Origin of the sequence: Pontiella agarivorans (assembly GCF_034531395.1) — a bacterium.
Taxonomy (GTDB): domain Bacteria; phylum Verrucomicrobiota; class Kiritimatiellia; order Kiritimatiellales; family Pontiellaceae; genus Pontiella; species Pontiella agarivorans.
The window spans coordinates 55,577-79,527 of the sequence record NZ_JARVCO010000004.1; the positions used below are offsets into that span (position 1 = coordinate 55,577).

General features: G+C 52.4%; 15 protein-coding genes. 2 read left to right on the top strand and 13 right to left on the bottom strand.

Features of this window, described 5'->3' with window-relative positions; genetic code table 11:
- Positions 1–141: 141 nt before the first annotated feature.
- The 7 genes from P9H32_RS03965 to P9H32_RS03995 form a co-directional block, all read right to left on the bottom strand.
- Positions 142–1,977 carry a glycoside hydrolase family 16 protein gene (locus P9H32_RS03965; RefSeq protein ID WP_322607575.1) on the bottom strand — a complete coding sequence of 612 codons (1,836 nt, stop codon included), beginning with the start codon at positions 1,975–1,977 and terminating at the stop codon, positions 142–144.
- A gap of 219 nt (positions 1,978–2,196) precedes the next feature.
- Positions 2,197–4,056, bottom strand: a complete 1,860-nt coding sequence (locus P9H32_RS03970) for a hypothetical protein (RefSeq protein ID WP_322607576.1) — start codon at positions 4,054–4,056, stop codon at positions 2,197–2,199.
- 331 nt (positions 4,057–4,387) lie between these two features.
- A complete protein-coding gene (locus P9H32_RS03975) occupies positions 4,388–6,358 on the bottom strand; it encodes a glycoside hydrolase family 127 protein (RefSeq protein WP_322607577.1) in 1,971 nt (656 codons plus the stop codon).
- A gap of 31 nt (positions 6,359–6,389) precedes the next feature.
- A complete protein-coding gene (locus P9H32_RS03980; protein WP_322607578.1) occupies positions 6,390–7,973 on the bottom strand; it encodes an MFS transporter in 1,584 nt (527 codons plus the stop codon).
- Positions 7,974–7,982: 9 nt separating this feature from the next.
- Positions 7,983–10,373 (bottom strand): hypothetical protein, encoded by a 2,391-nt coding sequence (locus P9H32_RS03985; protein WP_322607579.1) that lies wholly within the window; start codon positions 10,371–10,373, stop codon positions 7,983–7,985.
- A gap of 14 nt (positions 10,374–10,387) precedes the next feature.
- Positions 10,388–13,612 (bottom strand): glycoside hydrolase family 2 TIM barrel-domain containing protein, encoded by a 3,225-nt coding sequence (locus P9H32_RS03990; RefSeq protein WP_322607580.1) that lies wholly within the window; start codon positions 13,610–13,612, stop codon positions 10,388–10,390.
- Positions 13,613–13,872: 260 nt separating this feature from the next.
- The gene (locus P9H32_RS03995) at positions 13,873–15,258 is read right to left on the bottom strand and encodes a sulfatase-like hydrolase/transferase (protein WP_322607581.1); all 1,386 of its coding nucleotides are present in this window, start codon (positions 15,256–15,258) and stop codon (positions 13,873–13,875) included.
- 238 nt (positions 15,259–15,496) lie between these two features.
- On the opposite strand from P9H32_RS03995, the gene P9H32_RS04000 reads away from it, so the two are divergent.
- A complete protein-coding gene (locus P9H32_RS04000; protein WP_322607582.1) occupies positions 15,497–15,997 on the top strand; it encodes a thioredoxin family protein in 501 nt (166 codons plus the stop codon).
- Between the two features lie 103 nt (positions 15,998–16,100).
- Positions 16,101–16,529 (top strand): hypothetical protein, encoded by a 429-nt coding sequence (locus P9H32_RS04005; RefSeq protein ID WP_322607583.1) that lies wholly within the window; start codon positions 16,101–16,103, stop codon positions 16,527–16,529.
- On the opposite strand, the gene P9H32_RS04010 is transcribed toward P9H32_RS04005, so the two are convergent.
- The 6 genes from P9H32_RS04010 to aldA form a co-directional block, all read right to left on the bottom strand.
- On the bottom strand, positions 16,522–17,994 hold the full coding sequence (locus tag P9H32_RS04010; protein ID WP_322607584.1) for an alpha-L-fucosidase: 1,473 nt from the start codon (positions 17,992–17,994) through the stop codon (positions 16,522–16,524). The two genes, P9H32_RS04005 and P9H32_RS04010, sit on opposite strands and share 8 nt — an antisense overlap.
- A gap of 176 nt (positions 17,995–18,170) precedes the next feature.
- Positions 18,171–19,310, bottom strand: coding sequence for an AraC family transcriptional regulator (locus P9H32_RS04015; RefSeq protein WP_322607585.1), 1,140 nt, complete (start codon positions 19,308–19,310; stop codon positions 18,171–18,173).
- A 117-nt stretch (positions 19,311–19,427) separates the two neighbouring features.
- Positions 19,428–20,228 carry a gluconate 5-dehydrogenase gene (locus P9H32_RS04020; RefSeq protein WP_322607586.1) on the bottom strand — a complete coding sequence of 267 codons (801 nt, stop codon included), beginning with the start codon at positions 20,226–20,228 and terminating at the stop codon, positions 19,428–19,430.
- An 18-nt stretch (positions 20,229–20,246) separates the two neighbouring features.
- A complete protein-coding gene (locus P9H32_RS04025; RefSeq protein ID WP_322607587.1) occupies positions 20,247–21,263 on the bottom strand; it encodes a zinc-dependent alcohol dehydrogenase in 1,017 nt (338 codons plus the stop codon).
- A gap of 99 nt (positions 21,264–21,362) precedes the next feature.
- On the bottom strand, positions 21,363–22,457 hold the full coding sequence (locus P9H32_RS04030) for a mandelate racemase/muconate lactonizing enzyme family protein (protein ID WP_322607621.1): 1,095 nt from the start codon (positions 22,455–22,457) through the stop codon (positions 21,363–21,365).
- Positions 22,457–23,899: an aldehyde dehydrogenase gene (aldA, locus tag P9H32_RS04035; RefSeq protein WP_322607588.1), complete on the bottom strand. Its 1,443-nt coding sequence runs from the start codon at positions 23,897–23,899 to the stop codon at positions 22,457–22,459. Before aldA ends, P9H32_RS04030 begins: the two co-directional genes overlap by 1 nt.
- Between the last annotated feature and the right edge of the window lie 52 nt (positions 23,900–23,951).

Here is a 23,951-nt window from a genome sequence, read left to right on the forward strand (position 1 = left end):
TCTTCTCCTTATTTCGCCGGCGATTCCACTTCCACCGGTATTGTCATTGAAAATGAACTTTCACGCCGACAGCGAACACCGTGATTCCCGCAATAAAGAAGGCCGTCATTGCACTGCACTTCGCAGTCAAGCCCAACCGACTTAATCGATTTCCAACTTCACAAATAGATTTTTGCCGTCCGTTCCGAACGTATGAGCGTAGGAATTGAGCATTCCATTTGTTGCAGACACCCATACCGTATTATTCGTAATCCACGGACCCTGTTTCAGATCGGTTGTACTGACGATCCGGGCAACCACCGAGTCATCCCCAATCAGACTGAAACTATACTCACCGGTATCCACATCAAATGACGGCAGAACACCGAAATCATCCCCGTTGGTGGGATTTCCCCCGAATACATATTCCCCCCAGTCATTCAACCGGTCAGAATCGGAGTGATTGGTTTTCACCCCGCTCAGCAGATATTTCTCTGCAAAATTATGCCATGCAGTCGGAGTGCCTTTTTCCCAGACCCGGATATATTCAACCTCGAATTCCGCCGGCAGACTGGATGGATCCGGGGTACCCCACCACGGAAAGATCTCTGCATCCGCCCAGATATGCTGACTGCCCGGCAAAGGCCACTGGGTTGAATGAATGCCATTGGTTTCCACCCAGCTGCGGGTCGTTGAATGAATGAGCTGTCCGTCGGCATAGATTTTCAGGTTCTCTTCGTCCCACTCCGCGGCATAGGTGTGAAAGCCGTCTTTGAAGTTAAAAGGAAGCTCTGTGGTTTCAGTCCACGGCGAGTTGGGGATCGGTTTCGACCAGTCATGAAGTGATGACCACATTTTATTGGTTCGGGAATAATTGGATGACGGGCTTCCAATGGCTTCAAAAACATCAATCTCACAGGCCGGACCTTCAGGCCCGGCTGTCGTCCAGAATGCCGCAACCGTACTCGCATCCGGATGTTTGCATCGGATTTCCATATATCCGGTTTCGCCGGAGAGCGCCTTCGACCACATCCCGCCCGTGGTGAATTCGTTATATCCATACGGATCGTTCACCCAGTTAAAAGAGGGATCGTATTCCGTTCTGATCTTCAGCATTCCATTGGTCACCTGCAGGTTATCCGGACTGTATTCCCAACCGGTATCCCAGTTATCGCCATTCGTCGTGGAATATGAGCGGCCTGAAAACTGATTATTCCAGTAAACGCCATCCCGACCGCAGATCTGCCATTTGGTTTCGTCGAGATGAGTGCCTTCAAATTCATCACTGACGGCTTCGAGCAAAACCCAGTTCCCCGTATTCTCCGGATCGGTATGAGGATAATACGCCGGAGCAGGTTTCTCATAAACATAGGCTTCATCACGAACCGTCACATTATCGATGTAAACCGCGGAAGAAGCACTGCCTGCGTTCATCCACATTCCAATATCTGAAATCACCGTGTTCGTTTCCGATCCGCTCTGATCCATGGCATCCTGAAGCACCCGGGTTCCATCGATCCATACAGCAAATTCATCGTGTGCCAGACTGCTTCCATCATAGGTCACCGGCGATCCGCTCATATTCATGACCACATCAACGTGCTGAACGGTATCCAGCGCAAATTCACTGCCTTTACGCATGTCCCAGCTTTTCCCCCAGTCCAACCGGTTCAAAACACCGTAGTTTCCCTTCATATTCATCCGAAGATAACCGTCCCCGAAGGCCGCACTCCCGAAATAGGCATCGAATGAAAGCGTCATTACCGCCGCATCCGGCGGATTCAGCGCTCCAAAAGACCAGGCGGTATCGGACTTCATCTCCAGCCACCTGGTACCCAGCGGAACACCTTCCGCAATATTCATTCCCTCTGTGTTCGTCCACTCCACAGCTGACGGAATCGCCCCCACGGCATCTCCTTCAAACGTATCCTCAAACACAATCCCGGCTGAGGCCGAATATACCGTCAGAGCTGACACGGCAATAAACAATCCCTTCATTTTCCCTCCTTTGAAACACCTGATAAACTACCTGAAATTTTCTGCATTGGATCAATATGCCGCGTTCCCCTGCATTACAACATGGTCAATACAGCACAAAGCTGATCTCTGGTTGACCGTTTTATTCAACGATGATTATCCCGGGAACGCATTCTGCAGAAGAAAAGAGGCCCCCTTTGCAACGCCGGGCACCTCTCTCCATTCAATCCGTTCAATATGTTAATCAACAAGCAGCTTCAGGAACTTTTTGTTTTCCGCGGACCCTGTGTTGTTGGTATAGGCATTCAGAACCCTGTTGGTTTCCGAAACCGCCACCGTGCCAATAGTCGACCAAGTGCCGAGCACCAGATCATCGGTCTCCTGAACATGGGCAATCACCGAATGATCTCCGATCAGGTGGAAGATATAATTTCCGGTATCCGCATCAAACACAGGCTGGGTTCCCACATCGTTTCCATTGGTTGGATTTCCGCCGAACACATATTCCCCCCAGTTATTCAGACCATCCGCATCGCCGTCAGCGGTTTTACTTTCGCCCAGAATACCGTAGGTGATCAGGAAGTCTTCGTAGGCGGTGTAAACCGGCTCGGCCTCATCCAGAATCCGCAGCCGCATGTTGTCCATTTCCGCCCCTTCTTCACCTTCTGCGTTGTGATACGCATACATTCCGAAGTAAATATCAACGGCATCATAGAGAACCTGATTGGTATAGCTGCTGTCGCTGTACGACTGCAACACGCCCCCGTTGGCATCCAGCACCTCAACACCCACGCGCCAGATGCCTGAATTGGTGGTTTTCTGAGCCGTATAGGTAATCGTCATCGGAGTGCTTTCGATATCCGCAGCCCCGCCGGTAAGATTGCTAACACCAATCGCATTCAGGCTCATGGAAACCTGCACATCACTGGCACGGGCAGGATCCAGCGAAACCCCGAATCCCCCATCCGGCCAATCGCCTCCGACATCCCAGTTGAGCTGTTTCGTGCGGAAGCCCATCTGCGCTTCGGGTTCACTGCCGAAATACTGCTGCGAAGCCTCATACGGAGCGGTATTATCCGCAAGTGCCGTATTATTGGTGGTCAGGAAAAAATCGATCCCGTTACGGGTTTCACGGGCAGGGTGGGCAAACAGGGTGTAATCCATTTTAAACTCAATCGTTTCATTGGTCACCACTGCACGACCCAAACCGTTGGTATGAAGCACCCCACGCCAGTTCCAGCCCTTTTTGTTGACTTCAAACTCCGGCTCTGTACTTCCCGGACGGTGCACCAGCCGCGCCCCGGCGGCATTCGTATTGATAAAACCGAAGCCCCACTGATTCAGACTGTCCCATCCCCCCAGATTCGAGAAAACCGTGTTGTCATCTGTACCGTCAAACTCATAATCAAACACCGTGTCCCACGGATACTGAATCACGTACGCTTCATCACGCACCTCGATATTATCAAACTGTACCGCCGCGGAATTAACCCAGAGCCCGATCCTGGTGATCAGCGTATTATTCTCCGAATCGGCCTGGTCCATGGTGTATTCCCCACCAGGACCGACCGAACCGGCATTTGGGCTGGCCAGCGAACCCTCCACCCAGACGGCAAAGCTGTTATGATCAATGGTCGTTCCGTTATAGGCCACCGTTGCTCCGCTCTGATTCATAACGACATCAAAATGCTGCACTTTATCCATACTGAATTCCGTGCCTTTTCGCATGTCCCAGTTTCTCCCCCAGTCCAGCCGGTTCAAATTCCCAAGATCTCCGACCATGTTCATGCGCATGTAACCGTCTCCGAAATCCGCCGTATCAAAATAAGCATCAAACGAAAGCGTCATCACTGCGGCATCCGGCATATCGAGTGTTGCAAATCCCCAGCCGCCGGTGCTGACATTATTTACCCACTGCGATCCCCAAACCCCTCCGTTGGTCACCGTCATCGGCCCCGCATCAACCCAGACATTCGTAGGACTCGGTGTATCTCCGAGCGCATAGTTTTCAAAATCATCTTCAAACGTGATTCCTGCCTGTACCTGACTCGCGATCAGGCCGGCACCGAAAAGCGTGCATAGTGCATATCCTGTTTTCATTATGGGTTCCTCCTGTTTTCTGTTCAGAGAAGAGGCCCGGCACCTCCGTGACCTTTTCCCTATTTGATTACGTTCAGGTTCCCACGGGATATCATTTTTTAGAACAGCCGATGTTTTACGATACATAACACGTATTGCACTAAATGGTTCGTTTGTGAAAAAACAGCAGCTGAAAATTTAACACGAAAAACCAAAAGGACCGGAAGCGGCCTACCGCTTAGCCGCATGCCGTTTCCGTTCGGCGCAAATTATACAATTCCGCCGCACTTCATTTATCCCGAAAAAAAGGAAGGCCGAAACCTTCCTTTTTCCAAACTCTGGAAAGAACAGATCAGGACCAGTTCATCGGCATGAATACGGTCATTTCCGCAGTTCCGCGATTGCTCCAGGCATAGTACGGAATCAACTGAGCTTTAAACGGTTTGAAGTCCGGCTTGGAAACCCGGTGATACATCCCGCTTGTATCGGTGTCATTGCGCAACAACACTTCAGTACTGATGGCTTTCATGCCGCCGAGCAGATCCGGCCGATCTTCCACCTTGAGCTCGGCATCCCCCTGCAGGTAGACATCGAGAATTGATTCCCCTTTCGGCAGATCCGGAGATTCAATGCAGTAGAGCAACGGCCCGCGTTTTACCGCCACCTGATTGCGCACCTCCTCGATATACGGATGTCCTTCAATAAACACCGCGTCCATCGGCAGGTTCAGCTCAACCGTATCGCCCGTTTTCCATGCACGGCTCAGCACGGCAAACTCGCCGCCTTTAACCGCCACACCGGCCGCTTCCCCATTCACGCTCAACGTCGCATTTTCCGCCCATTCCGGAATACGCAGATAGAGATCAAACGCATCGGCTTTACACTCCTCCATCGTAATCGTCACGGAACCATCCCACGGATAGTCCGTCTGCTGGCGCAGTTTAAGAGCAGAGCCATCCTGCAGATGAGTAGAGAGCTGATTCGCCCCATAGAGATTCACCGACACCCCGTTGGGCGTCAGGCTGTACGCCCAGCCGGAAACCTTTGCAATGGTTCGCACCAGATTCGGCGGACAGCAAAAGCATTCCAAATAGGGTTCGCGGTGCGGCGATTCCGTCGCTTCGAGATCTTCGCCGTAATCACGCTGACCATGAACAAAGCGCAGCGGATTGGCATAGAAATAATCCTTCCCGCTGTGACCGATCCCCACCAGCGCACTGTTATGCAGCACCAGTTCCATGATGTCCGCATACTTTGACTCCCCTTTAATCCCCAGCATACGATAGCTGAACATGGCATTTGCAATATTGGCACAGGTTTCATTATACGACGTTGTATTCGGCATTTTGTAGTCATCAATAAAACCTTCTTCAATGAGCTGCCGACGCGGCGAAGAACCGAAATGGGTCTGCCCGACAGCGCCGGTGGCATACATCTTCCGATTCACCACGCTGTTCCACAACCGGTCAAGGGCATCCAGCAGCGCCTGTTCTCCGGTCTCAGCGGCAACATCAGCCGCTCCAGCATAGTAGTAAAGCGCCAATACGGCATGCCCTGCGGCCTCAGTCTCTTCGCGTATAGCAACCGTCTCCTGCACCATGTCGCCGATCGGATACCCCTCCGTTGTCGAATCATGCACCACCGGATATTTTCCCCGGTTGTTAATGAAGATTCCGGCCAGTTCGAGATAGCGTGCATCTCTGGTGGTGCGGTACAGCTCGGACAACCCCATAATCTGCGACTGATTGAATCCGAAGCGTCCCAACTCCGGCGGCTGAGGCTGGAAAAGGCTGTAAAGCAGATCCGCATTTTTTACCGCAATGTCGAGAAAATTGGTTTTCCCGGTAACACGATGATGAATGCAGGCCGCGGTATAGAGATGGCCGCAGTTATACATCTCATGATATTTCCGGTTTGAAAAATGACCGATGTTATTAATCTGAATGTAGGTGTGCAGATATCCGTCGTCTTCCTGCACCTCCGCCATCAGCTGCAGGATTTCATCCAGTTCATCCATCAGCTTTTCGTCTTTGTTGATGGCATAAATATGAACACAGGCCTCCATCCATTTAAAAAAGTCGCCGTCGTGCCAGTAGAATCCTTTGTGTTCTCCCGCCATCAGTCCGGCAGCGATTTTAAAATTGTTGTAGGCATGGCCGACGTCGCCCTTCAGCACCTCGCCCATATACGGGACCATCGTCTCTTCGCACTGCTTGAATTTGTCGGCCCAGAAACCACCTGTCCAGCGGCACTCGCCGATGCCGATCGATTTAAACTTCACAAACGGACTGGCCGAATTGTCGGTCACTGCAGGAATACTCATGGTTAACATCCTAAGGTTTCAGGTTTAAAAATCAGTCCTCGTCTTTAATAACCAGCTTCTGCTGAATCTCTTCAATCGAAAGACCTTTCGTCTCCTTGAAGGAGAAAAACAGAATCACCAGTCCAACGGCCACACAGACCGCATACGTCAGCAGCGTGGAAGCCATGCCCAGCGTATCAAGCTGTACCGGAAAAAACTTCGCCACACTCCAGCTGATAAAAGTACTGATAAATCCAAAAAGCGGAATCGCAATCCCGCGCAGAGCAATCGGAAAAATCTCCGAAAAAACAATCCACATAATCGGACCGATGGAAAAATGAAAGGCCGCAATGAAACTGAGCATGCAGATAAAAATCAGCATGGCATTCATCTGAGCGGCTTTCTGAATCAACAGGCTCTGATTATTCCGTGCATCCTTTTCCCCGAGCACCTCTGCAATGGCGGCCTTAAACTCCACATCACTGTGGTATTCCACACCGGCAATCGCCCCCAGCCGTTCCGGTTGCGGAAACGTACCGGATTCCGCAAGCTCGACAACCGTGGTCTCCGGCAGGGTATAGGTCGCCTGTGAAAAACTGTAGGCGCCGACACCGAGACTCGCAATAATCCAGAGCATACCGCCGACGATCAGCGGACGGCGGCCGAGTTTATCGACCAGCAGCAGCGCCACAATAGTGAAGACCAGGCTCGCCACGCCAAACAGAACCGTCTGCGCAAAGGCGGCATCTGTGCCGAAACCCAACTGCTCCACCACCGTGGTAGCATAAAACATAATGGCATTAATTCCCGATGCCTGCTGCGCAATGGCAAACGTCACAGCAATCACCAGAATCAGACGCATACGCCGACCGAAGATCTCCCTGAACTGCGTCAGGATATCGTGATCATGGGCATTTTCGGCCATACTTTCACGCATCTCATCAAGGTGATGGTCGATTTCATCATCGGGCAGCAGCTTTGTGAGTACGTCACGCGCTTCCGCCTCACGCCCTTTATAAAACAGCCACGACGGACTTTCCGGAATGAAGAAAAGAAGAATCAGCCAGATCGCCGCCGCCGGAATTTCAGAACCCAGCATCCAGCGCCAGGTATGATCCGCAAACCCCAGCGATTCCGCCCAGCCGGTGCCGGAAACCGAAGCTTTGAAAATCGCGTCGTTGATGAAATAAGCCAGCGTCAGACCGATCACAATATTGATCTGCGTCATCGCCACCAGCTTTCCGCGCCAGCTCGGCGGAGAAATTTCGCCGATATACATCGAGGCCAGCGTGATGGAGCTGAATGCCAGTCCGCCGATAAAACGAGCAATAAAAAGGGTCCAGTAGCCCGGCGCAAAAGTGGAGCCGACGGCCGAAATCAGATAGAGCGTTGCAATCATCTGTATGACCCGTTTTCGGCCGAAGCTGTTGCACATCGGCCCGACAAACGGCAGTGCAATCAGCACGCCGAGCAACGTGGAGGAAACCACATTGCCCAGCATATCCGGTGTAAGACCGAACTCTTCAGTAATATAGCTGGTCGTGCCGGAAATGAGTACGGCATCAATCCCGAATACCAGCCCGCCGATCGCCACAATCGTGGCAAAGACAAAAGCATTTCTCTGATAGTTTTTCATTGTTCCCCTCTATTGCGCCGCAACGTCCAGCAGCAGCACCCCGTTGGGTTCCAGCGAAAATGCAGAACCCATCGATTTCCCCGTAAGCACATCACCCGCATCCACCGGCTTTCCGTTCAGATCCTTCAGCTGCAGCTCGGCCGTGTGTTTCCCCAGATTAAGAATATTAACCAGATAACCTTCTCCGTTCGGATTTTTCACCACACGCCAGGTACAGCCTTTATGCGTTGATCCATTATCCTCCGAAACAACTACCGGCAGTTTTGTTCCCGGGCTCAGGGCCAGAACCTTCTGCTGAATCTGCTCGACCGTTGCACTTTTCGGCAACATAACCAGCCGTCCTTTTCCGGCGGAAAGTTTTTCTGCACGGGGCTGCCCATACTGATTTTTTCCCAGGCTCAGGGCATCGACAATCACCGTACCGCCTCCGTCCAGATACTGCTGCAAAGCCGCAAATTCGGAATCGGTCACAAACGGGGTTTTATACACCACCACCGTATCCCACTGGCTGTGATCCTGTTTGCTCAGCATTTTTTCCGTCATATAGCCCAGCGGAAACCCTTCAAAAAACAGTTGTTCATACAACTCAAATTGTTCGCTCATGTGACGGTGTTTATTGATCGCCGAGGTTTCCGAATAGAACAGACGGACCGGACGACGCTGCCGGCGAATCGCCATAATTTCTTCCGAAACACTGTTCAGGTCATACATCACCTGCGTCACTTCATTCACCACATGCGGCTGCTGATTGGCCGAAGCCGCATAAGAACCGGCCAGTGCCGGATCAAAGAAATTCAGTTCGCCTTCCATACGGTTTTCCGGAGATCCGTCCGGATCGCGTGCCCACCACCAGGCCAGATTCGCATCCATCCCCTGGATTGTCGCCAGCCAGTAAACGTTGCGCACATATTCCTCGGGCATATCCAGCTCGCGTACCCACGAAGCCGAAAGAAAATGATTTTCCGAATTGAAGTGAATCTTGTTCGGCGCAACTGATTCGAGGAAATCATACGTCATACTCAGCTCTTCCCAGAAATAGGCATAGTGCGCCTCCCATGGCTCAGGCTGTTTGGCATTCAGATTCCGGATCCATTTCGTTTTGGCATCATCGCCGATCATTGACGTCAGCTCCGTCAACGCCTCCACATCAATGCCATGCGAGCGATAGTTTTCGGAAAAGAGATTGGGCTGCAGTTTGATGCTGGTATCCGCCTCCGGATTTCCTTTACGTAATTCGTTCTGAATATAGGTAAACCAATCCGTTACCCGGTCCATATTAAAGCGGCAGAAATCATACCACAGCGGCGAGCCCCGCAGCGAGCGCGGCAGCGGGAACGGATAGCTAATTTCATCAAATGATTGAAATCCGGTTTTCCAGAGTGCATTCAGTTTTCCGATATCCCCGTTATAATTTTCCTTCAGCCACACTTTAAAGTTGGCCTTCGTATACGAAGAAATCGAATTCATCTCTTTATACCGCTGGGTCCAGTGCTCCTTCGCCGCATACCAGTGCGGCTCATTGGAAAGAATGTAGCCGAGCTGGGTCACTTTTTTTCCGCGGGTAAGCTCGCCGGACTTACGGGCGATTTTCCCCCACACCTCACGCACCAGCGGGTTATCGATATCATAGCCGGTGAAAAGGCTGCGCCCTTTATCCGCCTCCGGTTCTTTCTCCAGCACCCACTCCGGAATCCCGCCGTTCCAGAACAGCAGAAACCCGACGTTTGTATCAGAAATCCCGGTAATTTCTTTCAGCAGTTCCTCATCCCACGATCCGTCTTCTTTGAGCAGAAACGAGTTGATCGCCCGGTCGTGATCCACCGGATACAGGTTTTCACCCCCGTGAAAAATCGCCCCCAGATGGTCATTATACACCTGTTTATCAGTCAGCGGACGGCCAACGGATTTGGAAAAATAATCATACAGAAAAATCGGTTTTCCATTGCTCAGAAGAACATCCTCAGCAACGTCAATATTCTCCCAGTCCACCCGCTTCACTGGACAGCGGACGATCTCACCGCGGATCACCGAATTCAACGTGGCAATGCCCTTGTCCAGCAGTTCAATCACTTTCTGCCGCTCAAAATCCGGCAGCTGTTCCGCCAGTTCCTTCTTCCGGCTTTTGAAGGGCTGATGGTAGACGCCGAACAGATATTCATTCGCCTCCTTATGGGCTTCATCCCAGTCTGCAAATTTAATGAACTCCTTAGAAAACCACACTACGGTTTCTTCACGCGCCACACACAACTCCTTCGCGCGGGCCTGATCCATCAGCGTTTCCAATTCACCGATTTTCACCAGCGCCTGTTCCTTCAAGGAAACCTTTTGACCGGAACCGGCCGCCGTAGACAGCGCAAAAATGCACGCTAACGCTAAACCGTGTAATGTGGTTTTCTTCATCTTTTCATTCCTGTTTAGTTTTCCGGAATCATCATAAATTCAAGCGCATACGTTCCCGGCTCAATCAGATACTGAGGCAGCGTATCGGTCAGTGTTCCGCCCAGCCCCGCCTGCACGAGATCAATATTCACGGTATAGAAACCCTGCAGTTTCAGATCAAAAGGATGCCTCGCCGCGGCGAGCTGTTCTGCAGAATAAGGCCAGACTGAAAATCCGAATGTCGGGGCTCCTTTAAATTTCAGCGCCCGCGTACCGTCGGACAGTTTGAGCCATCGCGCATCACAATGCTTCCCGTTTTCCTGCGGCATCGCATAGCTGTGAAACAGCTCTTCGGTTTTCAGTGAAAATTCATTCACGTCGGCACTGAGCTTCCGGTCTTCATAGTTTTCCCAGGGACCCCGTCCGTAATACGCCGCGTCGGAATATCCACCCGGAACGCCCAGCGTCATACCGATCCGGTACAGGTCCGGCAGTGCGGCATCGGCATCCAGTTCCATCTGCACCTCCACCGCACCATCGCTGAAGAAAGTGTAGATCGTTGTCAATTTGATCTGCTCCACTTCGCGGACCACAGAAACACGCACGGTATGCTCTCCATACGGAGACGCTTCAACCTGCGTAACCCGGAAACCTTCCGGCAGATTCCCCCACACTTTTTTCGCGGCACTGTACGGCTTCCAGCCACGCCCTCTCGTATCGTTATCAATCGGCGGACGGTTAAAATTCGGCATCATCGGCGCCGCCAATTGCTGTACACCGTTCACGGTATACGAAATCAGATTACCGTCCTGTTTCGAAACGGCCGCCGAAAAATCAGGGCCGCTGATTGCAACAACACGGTTGTTTTCCTTAAACGTAACTTCTCCGCGCACCGTGGAGGCATAGCCCGGGTTCGGCTTCGCCGGCCGGACCAGTATCTGCTCCCTGGCAACTTCAAACCCTTTTTCCGCCCAAAGCCGGTCACGCGTTTCATGCACGCTCACCCGCAGCCAACACTCTGCATCTTCGCGCACATCCGAAAGGTCGGCCGGAATTTCAACCACAACGGCCTGACCCGGTTCAAGGTCCAGCGGTTCCAGCACGCCGGACTGCTGCTCCGCACCGTTTTCAGAAAAGCTCCAGCGGATTTCATATGCTTTGAGATTCGTGAAACTGAACCGGTTTACAATTTTAACCGTCCGATCCCCCTCATCCGAAATTTCCACCGGCTGGAAAACATATTTACATTCCCACGCATGCGGATTCGGCGTGCGGTCCGATGCAAAAACACCGTTGAAACAGAAGTTTTCATCGTTCGGGATATCACCGAAATCGCCGCCATACGCAAAAAAGACCTCACCGTTTTCGTTGGTCGTCTGCAGGCCCTGGTCAATCATGTCCCAGATAAATCCGCCAATCAGATTTTTGCGTGCGCGGATTTCTTTCCACCAATCATCCAGCCCGCCGATCGAGTTGCCCATCGCATGCAGATATTCACACATCACAATCGGACGCTGAATCTGTTCACTTTCACTCAACGCCACCAGCTGGCGCAGTTCGGGATACATCCGGCTGATTACATCCACATAACCCGGATCGGTCGGGTTCGCAAAAACCGGCCACTTTGTAACCTTATAACCGACATCCGCTTCCTCAATATAATCCGGATGCGTCGGATCGCCTTGCGCACCTTCATAATGAATAAAGCGCGACGGATCATAATATTTCACCCAGGCGGCCGCCGCTGCAAAACCCGGCCCCGTTCCCGATTCATTACCCAGCGACCACGAAATGATACTCGGATTATTTTTATCCCGCTCCACCATCCGCGTAACACGGCTCAACAGCGCCCCGTTCCATGATGGCTGATTGGCGATATATCCGCCGAGATGGTGCGTCTCAATGTTCGCCTCATCCATCACATAAATTCCGTACTCATTGCACAGCTGCAGAAAATAGGGATCGTTCGGATAATGGCTCGTCCGAACCGCATTAAAATTAAACTGCTTCAGCAGCTCGACATCTTTACGCATTTCCTCACGCGTCAGCGCCTTACCGTGCAGATGACTATGATCATGCCGGTTCACCCCCATCAGCTTCGCCTCTTCACCATTAATCAGCAGCTGATTTTCCGGACCGAACTCCACACTGCGGAAACCGATATCCTGACTCCGCGCCTCCACCACTTCGCCCTTTGAATTTTTCAGCGTCAGCACCAGTCGATACAGATTCGGCGTTTCCGCCGTCCATTTCTTCGGATTCCGGATCTCTGATTTCATAAAGCCGAATACCGGGTGATCCCGCGGCGGCCAGCGCTCTTCATAGATTTTTTTTGCGGAACACGAGAGCGGTTCGGCAAATACCGGTTCCGCTCCGTCGAACAGCTCCGCGGAAACCGTCCATCCCTCCAATTCAGCCGGATCATTTTTCACCCAAAGACGCGGGCGGATTTCCAGTTTGCCGTGTTTATACTGTCCGTCGAGCGATGCGCGAACATACATATCATTGATCGCAACCTTCGGCTGAGCCATCAACAGCACTTCACGGTGAATTCCGCTCAGCCGCCACATATCCTGATCTTCCAGATACGATCCATCGCTCCAGCGGAATACCTGCACCGCCAAACGATTTGTTCCCGCCTGCACATAATCGGTAATATCAAATTCCGCCGCCAGACGGCTGCCCTGACTATAGCCTACCGCTTCGCCGTTCACCCACACATAAAAAGCCGACGACACCCCGCCGAAATGCAGAATCACCGAATCGTCTTTCCAATCCTTGGAAACGACAAAATCGCGGAAATAACTGCCCACCGGACTATCGCGATAGATCTTCGGCGGAACCGGAGGCTGCGGCCCCTTCCAATCGTAGGTCAGGTTGGTATCGAGAATCCCCGGAGTAAACGGATAGGTAATATTGGAATAGATCGGTTGCCCATGCCCCTTCAGCTCCCAGTTGGAAGGAACCTCAATATCGTCCCAGCCCTCACCGGAAAAATCGGGTGCCATGAAATCCTTCGGCCGTTCATCCTCGGTCGGCACAGCCTTGAATTTCCATATCCCGTTAAGCGACTGCATGCGCGCAACTGCACGATCCCCGGCCAGCGCATCCTCCGCTGTTTTATAGGAATAGGCCGGCACCCGGGCACCGAGCTTATTACGCTCGAACACCTGTTCATTCTCCCAGTCCTTCTGTGCCGCAAAACTGCTGCTCACCATAACTGCCGTTACTCCAGATAGTATCGTTATCCGTTTCATCATCACACTTTCTTCTCTTCTTTCCCGTCGGAACACACGCTGTCCTTCCGGGAGGTTCTATTTATTGCCACAGGTTGAAATCAGCCAACATAGCTGATCTTATAAGATAACTGCCCGCGATTGCACTCCTGTACGAAGTTGCGATCCTTTTCCAAAGGCTGGAACATGCTCCATGGAAAACATAAAAATACACCGGATCCGAAATGCGGCCCCGGTGGCTGAAAATCCGAAATTTTCCGGGTCACAGTCGAATCTTTTGCCGATTAGTAATCGGCAGCAGGAGGCACCGAAAATTCATCGGCCCGGCGGGCCGACAAGGCCTCCTCCTCACGACGAAGCATAAACCGCGGACGCTCCAGCTCCATTTCCCATTCAAACTGCTTTTTAAAGAGCTCCTTCACCAGATCCGGATATTCCGCCGCCAGATTCACCTGCTCCCCGGGATCCGTCGCCAGATTATGCAGGCGCGGCGGCCGATCAGGAAAACGCAGCAGTTTCCAGTCGCCGTCACGGATCGCCCCGCGAGTCTCCATCTTCCAGTGCAGCGTCTGATGCGGCCGCTCCTTATTTTCCCCCAGCAGATACGGAAGCATATCGACCCCGTCCAGCATTTCCGCCGGAACTCCGCCGCCCGCAGTTACAAAAGTTGGAATCAGGTCCAGCGTAATCATCGGGAAATCATAGGTTCCACCCTTTGGAAGTTTCGCCGGCCAGGCCACCACGCCGGGAACGCGGATTCCACCCTCCAGCTGCGTGCCCTTCACCCCGGAAAACGGATAGTTGCTCGACCCGTTTTTATCCATCGGCCCACCGTTGTCGTTTGAAAAAACAATCAGCGTATTTTCGTAGAGCCCCAATTCCTTAAGCATACCGATAATTTTTCCGCACGCGCGGTCCAGCGAAAGCGTCATCTGCGCCACTTTGCGGCGGTTTCCTGTGAGCTGCGGAAACTCATCTTTATCTTTCGGATCCGGCTGCATCGGCGTGTGCACCGCATTGAACGAAACATAGGCAAAAAACGGCTTATCCCGGTGACGCGTGATAAAATCGCACGCTTCATCCGCCAGCGCGTCCGTCAAATAACCCTTGTGTTCTTTGTATTCCCCGAAATTCCGTTCCAGCAGATTTTCATGTTTCTGTTTCTCCGGCTGCGGATACGGGAAAAAGCTGCGCGCCCCGCCACGGAACCCGTAGAACTCATCAAAGCCGCGTTTCAGCGGATGATACCGGTCCGCCACCCCCATATGCCATTTTCCGAAAACTGCGGTTTTATAGCCCAGATCCTGCAGATAGTTTCCAAGGGTTGGAAAATCAGTCGGAAGGCCCATTTCGTCGCCCAGCAGTTTTGAATTCGGACTCATAATTCCCGGCACATTAATCTCTTCGAACCCGAAACGCTGCTGATAGCGCCCCGACAGCAGACCGGCGCGCGACGGTCCGCACGTGGCCCCCGACACATAAAACTGGGTCAGCACAACGCCGTCCTCCGCCAGCGCATCCAGATGCGGCGTCCTGAAATGATGACTGCCCTGAAAACCGAAATCCCCGTACCCCGCATCATCCGCAAACAGCAGTACGATGTTCGGCTTTTCAAAAGCGCAAACAGACAGTGAGAACAGCAGAATCATTAAACAGCTTTTAATCCACATCGGAAATCTCCTTCAGCCACAAGGTCACTGAAACCACGGAAAGGATTCCCGGTGATTGTCAGTGCCTTTCTATATTTTCACGACCATTAAAACAGAATGGATATTAAAGAACATGGTGATTCCTACAGTAGAACCATCTTAAATTGCACTTCCTTGAAAGTTGCTGTTTGCCGTATCGGGGAACCCGTTATTTCGGGTATGATTTTCATTCAAAAGACACCGAATGCAGGAGGAGAGCATGGAAAACGAAAAAACGCCCGAAATCCCTGAAACCCAGCAGCGTCCCGGCATAAAGAAACGAATATCGCAGATATTCTGGCTCGCCTTTCTTGCCTTTTCGCTCGCCGCTGCCTGGTATTGCTTTTACGCCCCGTCCAACGACGTTGCCTGGGCAGGAAGCTACACCGAAGCTCAGAAGACCGCGCTGAAAACCGATAAACCCATGATTCTGTTTTTCACTGCCGCCTGGTGTTCGCCCTGCCGGATCATGAAACGCACTGTGTGGGCCGACAACGAGATCGCCGCCGAAGTCAACAAACACTTTATACCTGTGGAAATCTACGCCGACAGTTCTGGTGCAGCTGAACTTTTCACCCGTTACAATATAACCGGAACTCCCGTCACACTCATCACACATCCCGACGGAACCGTAATCGACTACGCCGCTGGGAAAACCGACAAAACCGGTTTGAAGGAACTCCTCCGGAAACAGTTTACGCACTCCGGCCGCTCACTCTGAAGCCGCCTGAATAATCCGGCATTGTATTTCCCGATTGCGCCGGAATAATAGGAAATGAACACTCAGTCAATCACACAACCTATTGCGAACAGGGGAGATACCAATGAACACAGAAGAGACCAAGCAGCTCCGTCTACTTGCCCTTTTTCATTATGTCGCAGGCGGCATAACGGCGCTCTTTTCATGCATGCCGTTCATCCATGTTTTTATGGGGCTGGCCATCATTTCAGGCACATTCTTTGAGGAAGCCGACGGAACCCCGCCGCCGGCTCAGATTGGCTGGATGTTTGTTATCATGGGATCCCTGTTCATCCTCACAGGCTGGGTCATCTCCATCGGCATGATTGTAGCCGGACGAAAAATCAGCCAACAGAAAAGCCGGATATACTGCATGGTTATCGCCGGAATCGAGTGCATGTTCATGCCGTTTGGAACGGTGCTCGGAGTCTTTACCCTCATCGCACTGAATAAAGAATCGATCAAAGATGCTTTTCAGTCCGCAACGCACCGATCCAACCGGAACATCACATAAATTCCACCTTAAAAACATAGGCAGCTTCGCAGGGCTTTTTACCGCGGACATTCAGTTCGAGCCCTTTGCGGGTCTGCTTCCATCTCAGGTGATTCTTTCCGCTGACAAACTGCACGGATTTAATACGGCGCGATTCATGGGGATTCTTCTTCGCCAATGATTTGATCAGGAATTTCCCGTTTTTCGGCCAGCCGAGCGCCGTGGCATACAGGACATCATCTTTCGCGGTGAAACGGATATCCTTATACCCAGCGTCCTCGTTGTGCTTTTCGGAATGGTGGCCTTTATTCACTTTAGTCGGGCCTTCGCCGTAGATTTTCCACGGGCGGGTATCAAACAGCGCCTCGCCGTTAATATTCATCCACTCGCCCATCGACAGCAGAATCGCCTCGGCTTCGGGCGGAATCGTACCGTCCGCTTTCGGCCCGATATTGAGCAGCAGACATCCGTTTTTACTGACAATATCAATCAGCTCGTCTAACAGGTAATCGGCGGTTTTATATTCCTCGTTTTCGATATAGCCCCAGGAAATCTTTCCAACGGAGGTGTCGGTCTGCCACGGATATTTATAGATTTCAGACATGCGGCCGCGCTCGATATCGAGCACGATGACATCTTCCGGAAAACAGTGGTATTTCATATTTTTATCCTGAAACACCACGCCTTTGTTCCATTCCAGGCCTTGGTTGTAATAATAGGCCAGAATTTTTTTGTGCACCGATTCCCAACCGGGTTTATCCAGCCCGTAATCGAACCAAAGCAGGTCAGGCTGATAGCTGTCGATGATGTCCGTAGTGCGCTTCCACCAGAGATCGAGAAACTCCTGATCCGGTTTTGAATCCTTATCGCGCGGATACCAGTACAGATCGGCATACTGCGGGTCGTTGGTATCCCAATCCGGCTCCGTTGTTTTGTAATAAATCCGGTTCAACGCAAAATGGGAAGACGCACCGAATTTCATACCTTCGGCCCGCACAGCATCGGCCAGCAGACGCATTGTATCTTTTTTCGGACCCATATTTTTGACATTCCAGCGGGTGTGCTTCGATGCATACATGGCAAAACCGTCATGATGTTCCGCCACCGGAACCACATAACGCGCACCGGCCTTTTTAAAGAGCCGGGCCCAGGCTGCGGCATCAAACTTTTCGGCTTTGAACATGGGGATAAAATCCTTATATCCGAATTCCGAGGGATCGCCGTAGGTTTCCTGATGATGCCGAAACGCATTCATGTCGCCTTTATTCCAGCCGGGATCATACATACCGGGGGCATATTTTTCCGACATATAGGCCGGAACCGCATAGGGCCCCCAGTGAATAAAAATACCGAACTTCGCATCGCGGAACCAGTCCGGCACCTGATACCGGCTCCGAATGGAATCCCAATCGGGCTCGTAGCGGAAGTCGTCCGCCGATGCTCCGATCACACACAGGGCTAAAAACAGAAATACACGTTTCATCATAAAATTCCTTTCAAATACCGGACGTAAGTTACCCACAGAATCATCCATAAGAATACTTAACCTTTTGGTCATATTTGATATTCCGGAATTTCAGCGTCAGACTCGCCCTTTCACCGAAACGATAAAACACGTCCTCGGCATCGACTCAGGCCTGCCCGATCCTGAACCGCTGTGATTTACCGGGATGTGGAGCCGAAGCGGTATTCCTTACGATAAGCGGAAGGCGTTTTTCCGGTCTCTTTCCGGAAGGCCGCATTAAAGCGTTCGCGCGAGCTGTAGCCGCAGGCCTCGGCCAGAACCTCAACCAGCATATCGGATTCCCGAAGCAGCCGGCAGGCGCGTTTAATCCGGGAACGCCGGATCTCTTCGTGCAGCGTACGGCCGACCTCCGCCTTAAACCGTTTTTCAAGTACACGACGATTACAAAACAGTGCATCCGTGATTTCCGTCACGGTGAGCGGCTGATGGGCGTGCTCGCTGATGAACCGCAGGGCGCGCGCCACCAGTTCATCGTTCACTTCCAGAATATCCGTGGAATGCCGCTGCACCACCCGCTCCGGTGCCACCATGATCGGCTCCTCCGGAACTGCGGCACCGTTCATCAGATCATCGAGCAACTGGGCGGCCTGATAGCCGATTCGCTCGGCCCCCAGCTCAACGGTTGTTAATCCGGGTTTTACCATCTCGCAGATAAACGGGCTGTTATCGACCCCGATAACCGCAACGTCTTCAGGGACCCGCAGCCCCTGATCCTGACAGGATTCAATGACCATCCGGCCCAGATAATCCTCCGCCGCAAAAACGCCGACGGTCTCCCCCTTCTGCAGATCGAGGCAGCGCTCCGGCCGGGTGATGTCTTTCTGATTTTCCAGCCGACGGACCAGATGACCGCGCTTTTCCAGGGTCTGGATAAATCCGCGGATCTTCAATTCACCGCTCGCTCCTTTGATCGACCAGCAGGTCGCCGCAAAACGACTGATTCCTTTATCCAGAAAATGTTCCGCAGCCATGCGGCCGATAGCCATGTTATCCATCAGCACCGAGGCCACCGGAAGATTGAGATAGTCCGACTTCACGTTCACCGCCGGAATACCGCGATGCTGCAGATCGGCAATCACCTCGGGGGTCAGACGGCCGATCACCCCGGCGCCCGTCCATTCTTTCAGATCCTGTTTGGAAATCTGCGGAAATCCGCGATTCGTGTAAAACCGCCAGCCCTTGAGGTTGCTGTAACGCGCAACACCGCTGACAATGCTGCGATAATAGTTGCTGTTATAATCGATACACAGCGCAATTTCTGTGGCTTTTTCGGGCATGAAATAAAAAACCGGATTCTGTTAACGGACCATCCAACCGCCGTTAACGGTCACGCAGGATGAACGCTTTCCATATAAACACAACGGGGCGGACTTTCATCCGCCCCTGCAGAACGGTTAAACGACGTTTTCGCCTTTAACATAACCGAAGTTGGCTGTAATGCCACCATCCACATACAGGACGTGTCCATTGACAAACTGGCTGGCTTTCGAGGCCAGGAAGAGCGCCGCATTGCCCACGTCTTCCGGCTCGCCCCAGCGATCGGCCGGCGTGCGGGTCATCACGAGATCATTGAACGGATGCCCGCCTTCGCGGATCGGAGCGGTCTGCGCCGTGGCAATATAGCCCGGGCCGATGCCGTTCACCTGAATGTTATACTTTGCCCACTCGCAGCACATATTGGCCGTCAGCATTTTCAGGCCGCCTTTTGCCGAAGCATAAGCCGAAACAGAGTTGCGGCCATAGCGGCTCATCATCGAACACATATTGATGATTTTACCTTCGCGCTTTTTGATCATATTCGGTGCAACACGTTTGCCGACGATGAACGGAGCCACGAGATCGACGTCGATCACCTGCTCGAACTCCTCCACCGGCATGTCGAGAATCGGCACGCGCTTGATGATGCCCGCGTTGTTGACCAGAATATCGATCTCGCCGACGTCCTGCTCAATTTTAGAGATACCGGCATCGACATCAGCTTCATTGCAGACATTGAACACCAGCGTATAGGCATCGATGCCCGCCGCCGCATATTCCTTCTTCGCGGATTCCAGCTTCGCTTCATCAATATCATTCACACAGATTTTAGCTCCGGCCTGCCCCAGCACCATGCCGACCGCCATTCCGATACCATGTGTTCCGCCGGTGACCAGCGCCACTTTGCCTTTGAGATCAAACAGATCCATTACACCCATTGTTCTTCTCCTGTTAATTTATGAACACTTAATCAAACTCTTCATCGCCGTCGCATTACCGTCCAATGCCTGGAATGCCTTGGTAATATCTTCCAGTTCCTGAATATCGGTAATCAGCGTCTCGCAATCGATGTCACCGTTCACTACCAGTTCAATTGCTTTTTCATAGTCCGCCGCTTCATAGACACGCGCCCCCATCAGTTCCAGCTCGCGCCAGAAAAACTTGAACATATCCACTTCCGGCTTATTCGCAAAAATCGCCACCATTACGATCCGGCCGCGCACCGCCGCCGCTTCAGTCATGGTTTCAATGCCTGGTTTTGACCCGGAAACTTCAAAGACCACTTCCGCCCCTTTGTCACCGGTACGTTTCCACATCTCTTCGGCCACATTGACCTTCCGCGGATCCAACGTCTGGAAACCGAGTTTTTCCGCCACTTCCAGGCGATAGTCACTCACTTCGGAAATCACCACGTTACCGCCCGCCTGTCGCGCAACCATCGCCACCAGCAGACCAATCGGACCGCCGCCGATCACCAGCACATCTTCGCCTTCTTTAATTTTTGCACGGCCCACATCGTGGCAGGCCACCGCCGTCGGCTCAATCAGTGCCGCATAATCAAGACGCATTTCGGCCGGCACTTTATGCAGCGTATGCGCCGGCAGCGTCCACATTTCCTGCATGGCCCCTTCGGTATCCAGTCCCAGAAACTTCAGATTCTGGCAGACATGAATATAGCCTTTTTTACACGCCGCACATTCACCGCAATGACTCAGCGGACGTACCACCACCGGATCGCCGACCGCGAGGCCTTCGACTCCGGGACCAATTGCATCAACCACGGCCGAACACTCATGACCGATCACACGATTGGTGGTTACCCGCGCATCCATGGAACCGTGATACACATGCAGATCGGTTCCGCAGATACCGCAATAGGCAATTTTAATCCGTGCATCGCCCGGCCCCGGCTCTTTCGGCTGATCCTCTTTGATCGTGAAACTTTTATCTCCTGAATAATATGCAGCTTTCATTTTCCATTCCTTTATTTAAAAAATTCATGTGGAAAGAATTCAGGGTTCAACGGTTGAAAAAATGTACATTCCAAGCCCTGGACCCTTTAATCCTTTTAACTATTCAACCTCATACGGTTTGAGCTTTTCCCAGTTAAAGACAACGCCGGTCCCCGGCTCATCGGAAGCGACCGCACGATGGTTCTCCACCACGAGCGGCCGGGTTGTATATTCATCGATCGGGAAACTGTGCACTTCCAGCCAGCCGGAATTCGACTGCGCCGAAACGAGGCTGACGTGCAGTTCCTGCATCCCGTGCGAACAGACCGGAAGATCATATTTCCGCGAAAGCTCCGCTGCAGCCAGCCAGCCGGTAATGCCGCCGCAGTTGGAAGCATCGGGCTGAATGAATGAGAGCTTCGACTGTTCCAACGCATAGCCGAATTCATGAATCGTATGCAGATTTTCCCCCATCGCCAGCGGCATCCCGGTAGCATCGGCAATCTTCGCGTAACCCGGATAGTCGTCCGGAATTGTCGGCTCTTCAAACCAGGTAATGTCATATGGTTTAAAACGCTTCGCCGCTTCAATGGCTTTTTCCACACTCATCGAATAGTTGGCATCCACCATGAAGGTGACTTCCGGACCGATCAGTTTACGGACCGCGGCAATCCGCTCAATATCCTCATCCAGATTTTCGCGGCCGATTTTGATCTTCACCGCATTGAACCCGGAGGCCAGATAGCCGCGAATGTTGTTCAGCAGTTTTTCCAGCGGGAACATCAGGTCAATCCCGCCGCAGTAGGCTTTACAGCTGTTTCCCGCCCCGCCGGCCATTTTCCAGAGCGGCTCGCCGGCCGTTCTGCATTTGATATCCCAAAGCGCAATATCGATGGCGGAAATGGCAAACGAAGCAATTCCTCCCCGGCCGACATAATGAATATGCCATTCCATGAAATCATAGATTTCAGCAATGTCCGCTCCATCCCGGCCGATCAGCACCGGTGCCAGATCGTGTTCAATCATGGCCTTGATCGCATAGCCGCCTTTACCGCCGGTATATGTATAGCCCGTGCCTTCGCTGCCGTCTTCAAGGGTGACGGTTACCGTGACCAGCTCGAAGTAATGATGATCACCGTGTTTTGCATCCGACAGCACTTCCGCCAGCGGAACTTCGAAGAGGCGTGTTTTGACTTTTTTAATTGCGCTCATAATCAGTTGTAGTTCACATAAAAGGTTTTCTTTTCGAGATACTGCTCGAAGCCGTACTTGCCGTCTTCGCCGCCGGTGCCCGAAAGCTTATATCCGTTATGGAAACCCTGATGCTGCTCACCGTGACCGCGGTTCACATAGATTTCGCCGCATTCCAGTTCATCCGTGAGACGCAGGATATTTTTCATATCCTTTGTGCAGATCATGCAGGCCAGCCCGTAATCGGCATCGTTGGCATATTCAATCGCCTGATCGATCCCCTTGAATTTGATGACCGGAAGAATCGGACCGAACGACTCTTCGTGCACAATCGTCATATCCTGCGTCACATCCGTCAGAATCGTCGGCTCAAACCAGTTGCCGCCCTCAAAACCGGGGACATCGGCCACCTTGCCGCCGTGGGCAACCGTAGCGCCCTCTTTCACACTGACAGCCACGAGCTCTTTCATATGTTCCAGTTCTTTCGCATTCACTTTCGGGCCCATATCAGAAGATTCATCCATCGGATCCCCCACCTTGATGGCCTCAACCATCGGCATGAAAATCTTCATAAAATCATCGTAGACGGATTCCTCAACATACATTCGCTCATTGCAGGTGCAAACCTGACCGCAGTTGTCGAAACGGGAATGCAGCGCCGCTGCAGCCGCCTGCTCGAGGTCGGCATCTTCGAGGACGATAAACGGGGCCTTGCCGCCGAGTTCCAGCTGGCAGTGCGCCATATTTTCAGAAGCGGCCTTGAGAATCGCCTGGCCCGCCGGCGTGCTGCCGGTCATGGTAATCATCTTTGTAATCGGATGGCGGCAAAGCGCATCGCCCATCGTACGGCCGGGACCGGTCACGATATTCAGCACGCCGTCGGGAATTCCGGCTTTTTTGGCCAGCGGCCCGAGCTCCAGCGTCGACATCGGCGTTTCCGAGGTCGGTTTCATCACGATCGTGTTACCGGCCACCAGAGCCGGGCCGATTTTACGGCCCGCCAGTGCCATCGGGAAATTCCAGGCCGTAATGCCCACCACGACCCCGCGCGGAATTTTGTGAATCCAGATGTGTTCGTTTTCGTTATCGGACTTCACAATATCACCGTCCATCTGACGGGCCCAGTCGCACGCATATTCAATAAACGAACAGCAGACATCCACTTCAAAGCGGGCGACGGTCAGCAGTTTGCCCTGTTCAGCAGTCAGCAGCTGTGCCAGCTCCTCACGGTTGGCCTGAATCTCTTTGCAGAAATTACGCAGCAGGTCGGCCCGCTTGCGCGGCGGAATCTTCGCCCAGGATTTCTGCGCTTTTTCAGCGGCCCGCAGGGCGATTTGCGCATCCTCCTCATTTCCGTCCTGAATGGTTCCGATGACTTCACCGGTAGATGGACTCAATACGTTATCGATTCGGTCGGATACGGAATCAACCCATTCCCCGTTAATAAACTGTTTGTATTCTTTCATTACCCAGCCTCCTTGATGGTTAAAAAATCAGCGGTCAGTTTAGAATTTATCC

Bases quoted from the DNA above. Each gene is read 5' to 3' on its own strand.
- P9H32_RS03980 (WP_322607578.1), bottom strand. From the start codon at position 7,973: ATGAAAAACTATCAGAGAAATGCTTTTGTCTTTGCCACGATTGTGGCG.
- P9H32_RS03990 (WP_322607580.1), bottom strand. From the start codon at position 13,612: ATGATGAAACGGATAACGATACTATCTGGAGTAACGGCAGTTATGGTG.
- P9H32_RS03995 (WP_322607581.1), bottom strand. From the start codon at position 15,258: ATGTGGATTAAAAGCTGTTTAATGATTCTGCTGTTCTCACTGTCTGTT.
- P9H32_RS04015 (WP_322607585.1), bottom strand. From the start codon at position 19,310: ATGCCCGAAAAAGCCACAGAAATTGCGCTGTGTATCGATTATAACAGC.
- P9H32_RS04005 (WP_322607583.1), top strand. From the start codon at position 16,101: ATGAACACAGAAGAGACCAAGCAGCTCCGTCTACTTGCCCTTTTTCAT.
- P9H32_RS03985 (WP_322607579.1), bottom strand. From the start codon at position 10,373: ATGAAGAAAACCACATTACACGGTTTAGCGTTAGCGTGCATTTTTGCG.
- P9H32_RS04025 (WP_322607587.1), bottom strand. From the start codon at position 21,263: ATGAAAGCTGCATATTATTCAGGAGATAAAAGTTTCACGATCAAAGAG.
- P9H32_RS03975 (WP_322607577.1), bottom strand. From the start codon at position 6,358: ATGAGTATTCCTGCAGTGACCGACAATTCGGCCAGTCCGTTTGTGAAG.
- P9H32_RS03970 (WP_322607576.1), bottom strand. From the start codon at position 4,056: ATGAAAACAGGATATGCACTATGCACGCTTTTCGGTGCCGGCCTGATC.
- aldA (WP_322607588.1), bottom strand. From the start codon at position 23,899: ATGAAAGAATACAAACAGTTTATTAACGGGGAATGGGTTGATTCCGTA.
- P9H32_RS04000 (WP_322607582.1), top strand. From the start codon at position 15,497: ATGGAAAACGAAAAAACGCCCGAAATCCCTGAAACCCAGCAGCGTCCC.
- P9H32_RS03965 (WP_322607575.1), bottom strand. From the start codon at position 1,977: ATGAAGGGATTGTTTATTGCCGTGTCAGCTCTGACGGTATATTCGGCC.
- P9H32_RS04010 (WP_322607584.1), bottom strand. From the start codon at position 17,994: ATGATGAAACGTGTATTTCTGTTTTTAGCCCTGTGTGTGATCGGAGCA.
- P9H32_RS04020 (WP_322607586.1), bottom strand. From the start codon at position 20,228: ATGGGTGTAATGGATCTGTTTGATCTCAAAGGCAAAGTGGCGCTGGTC.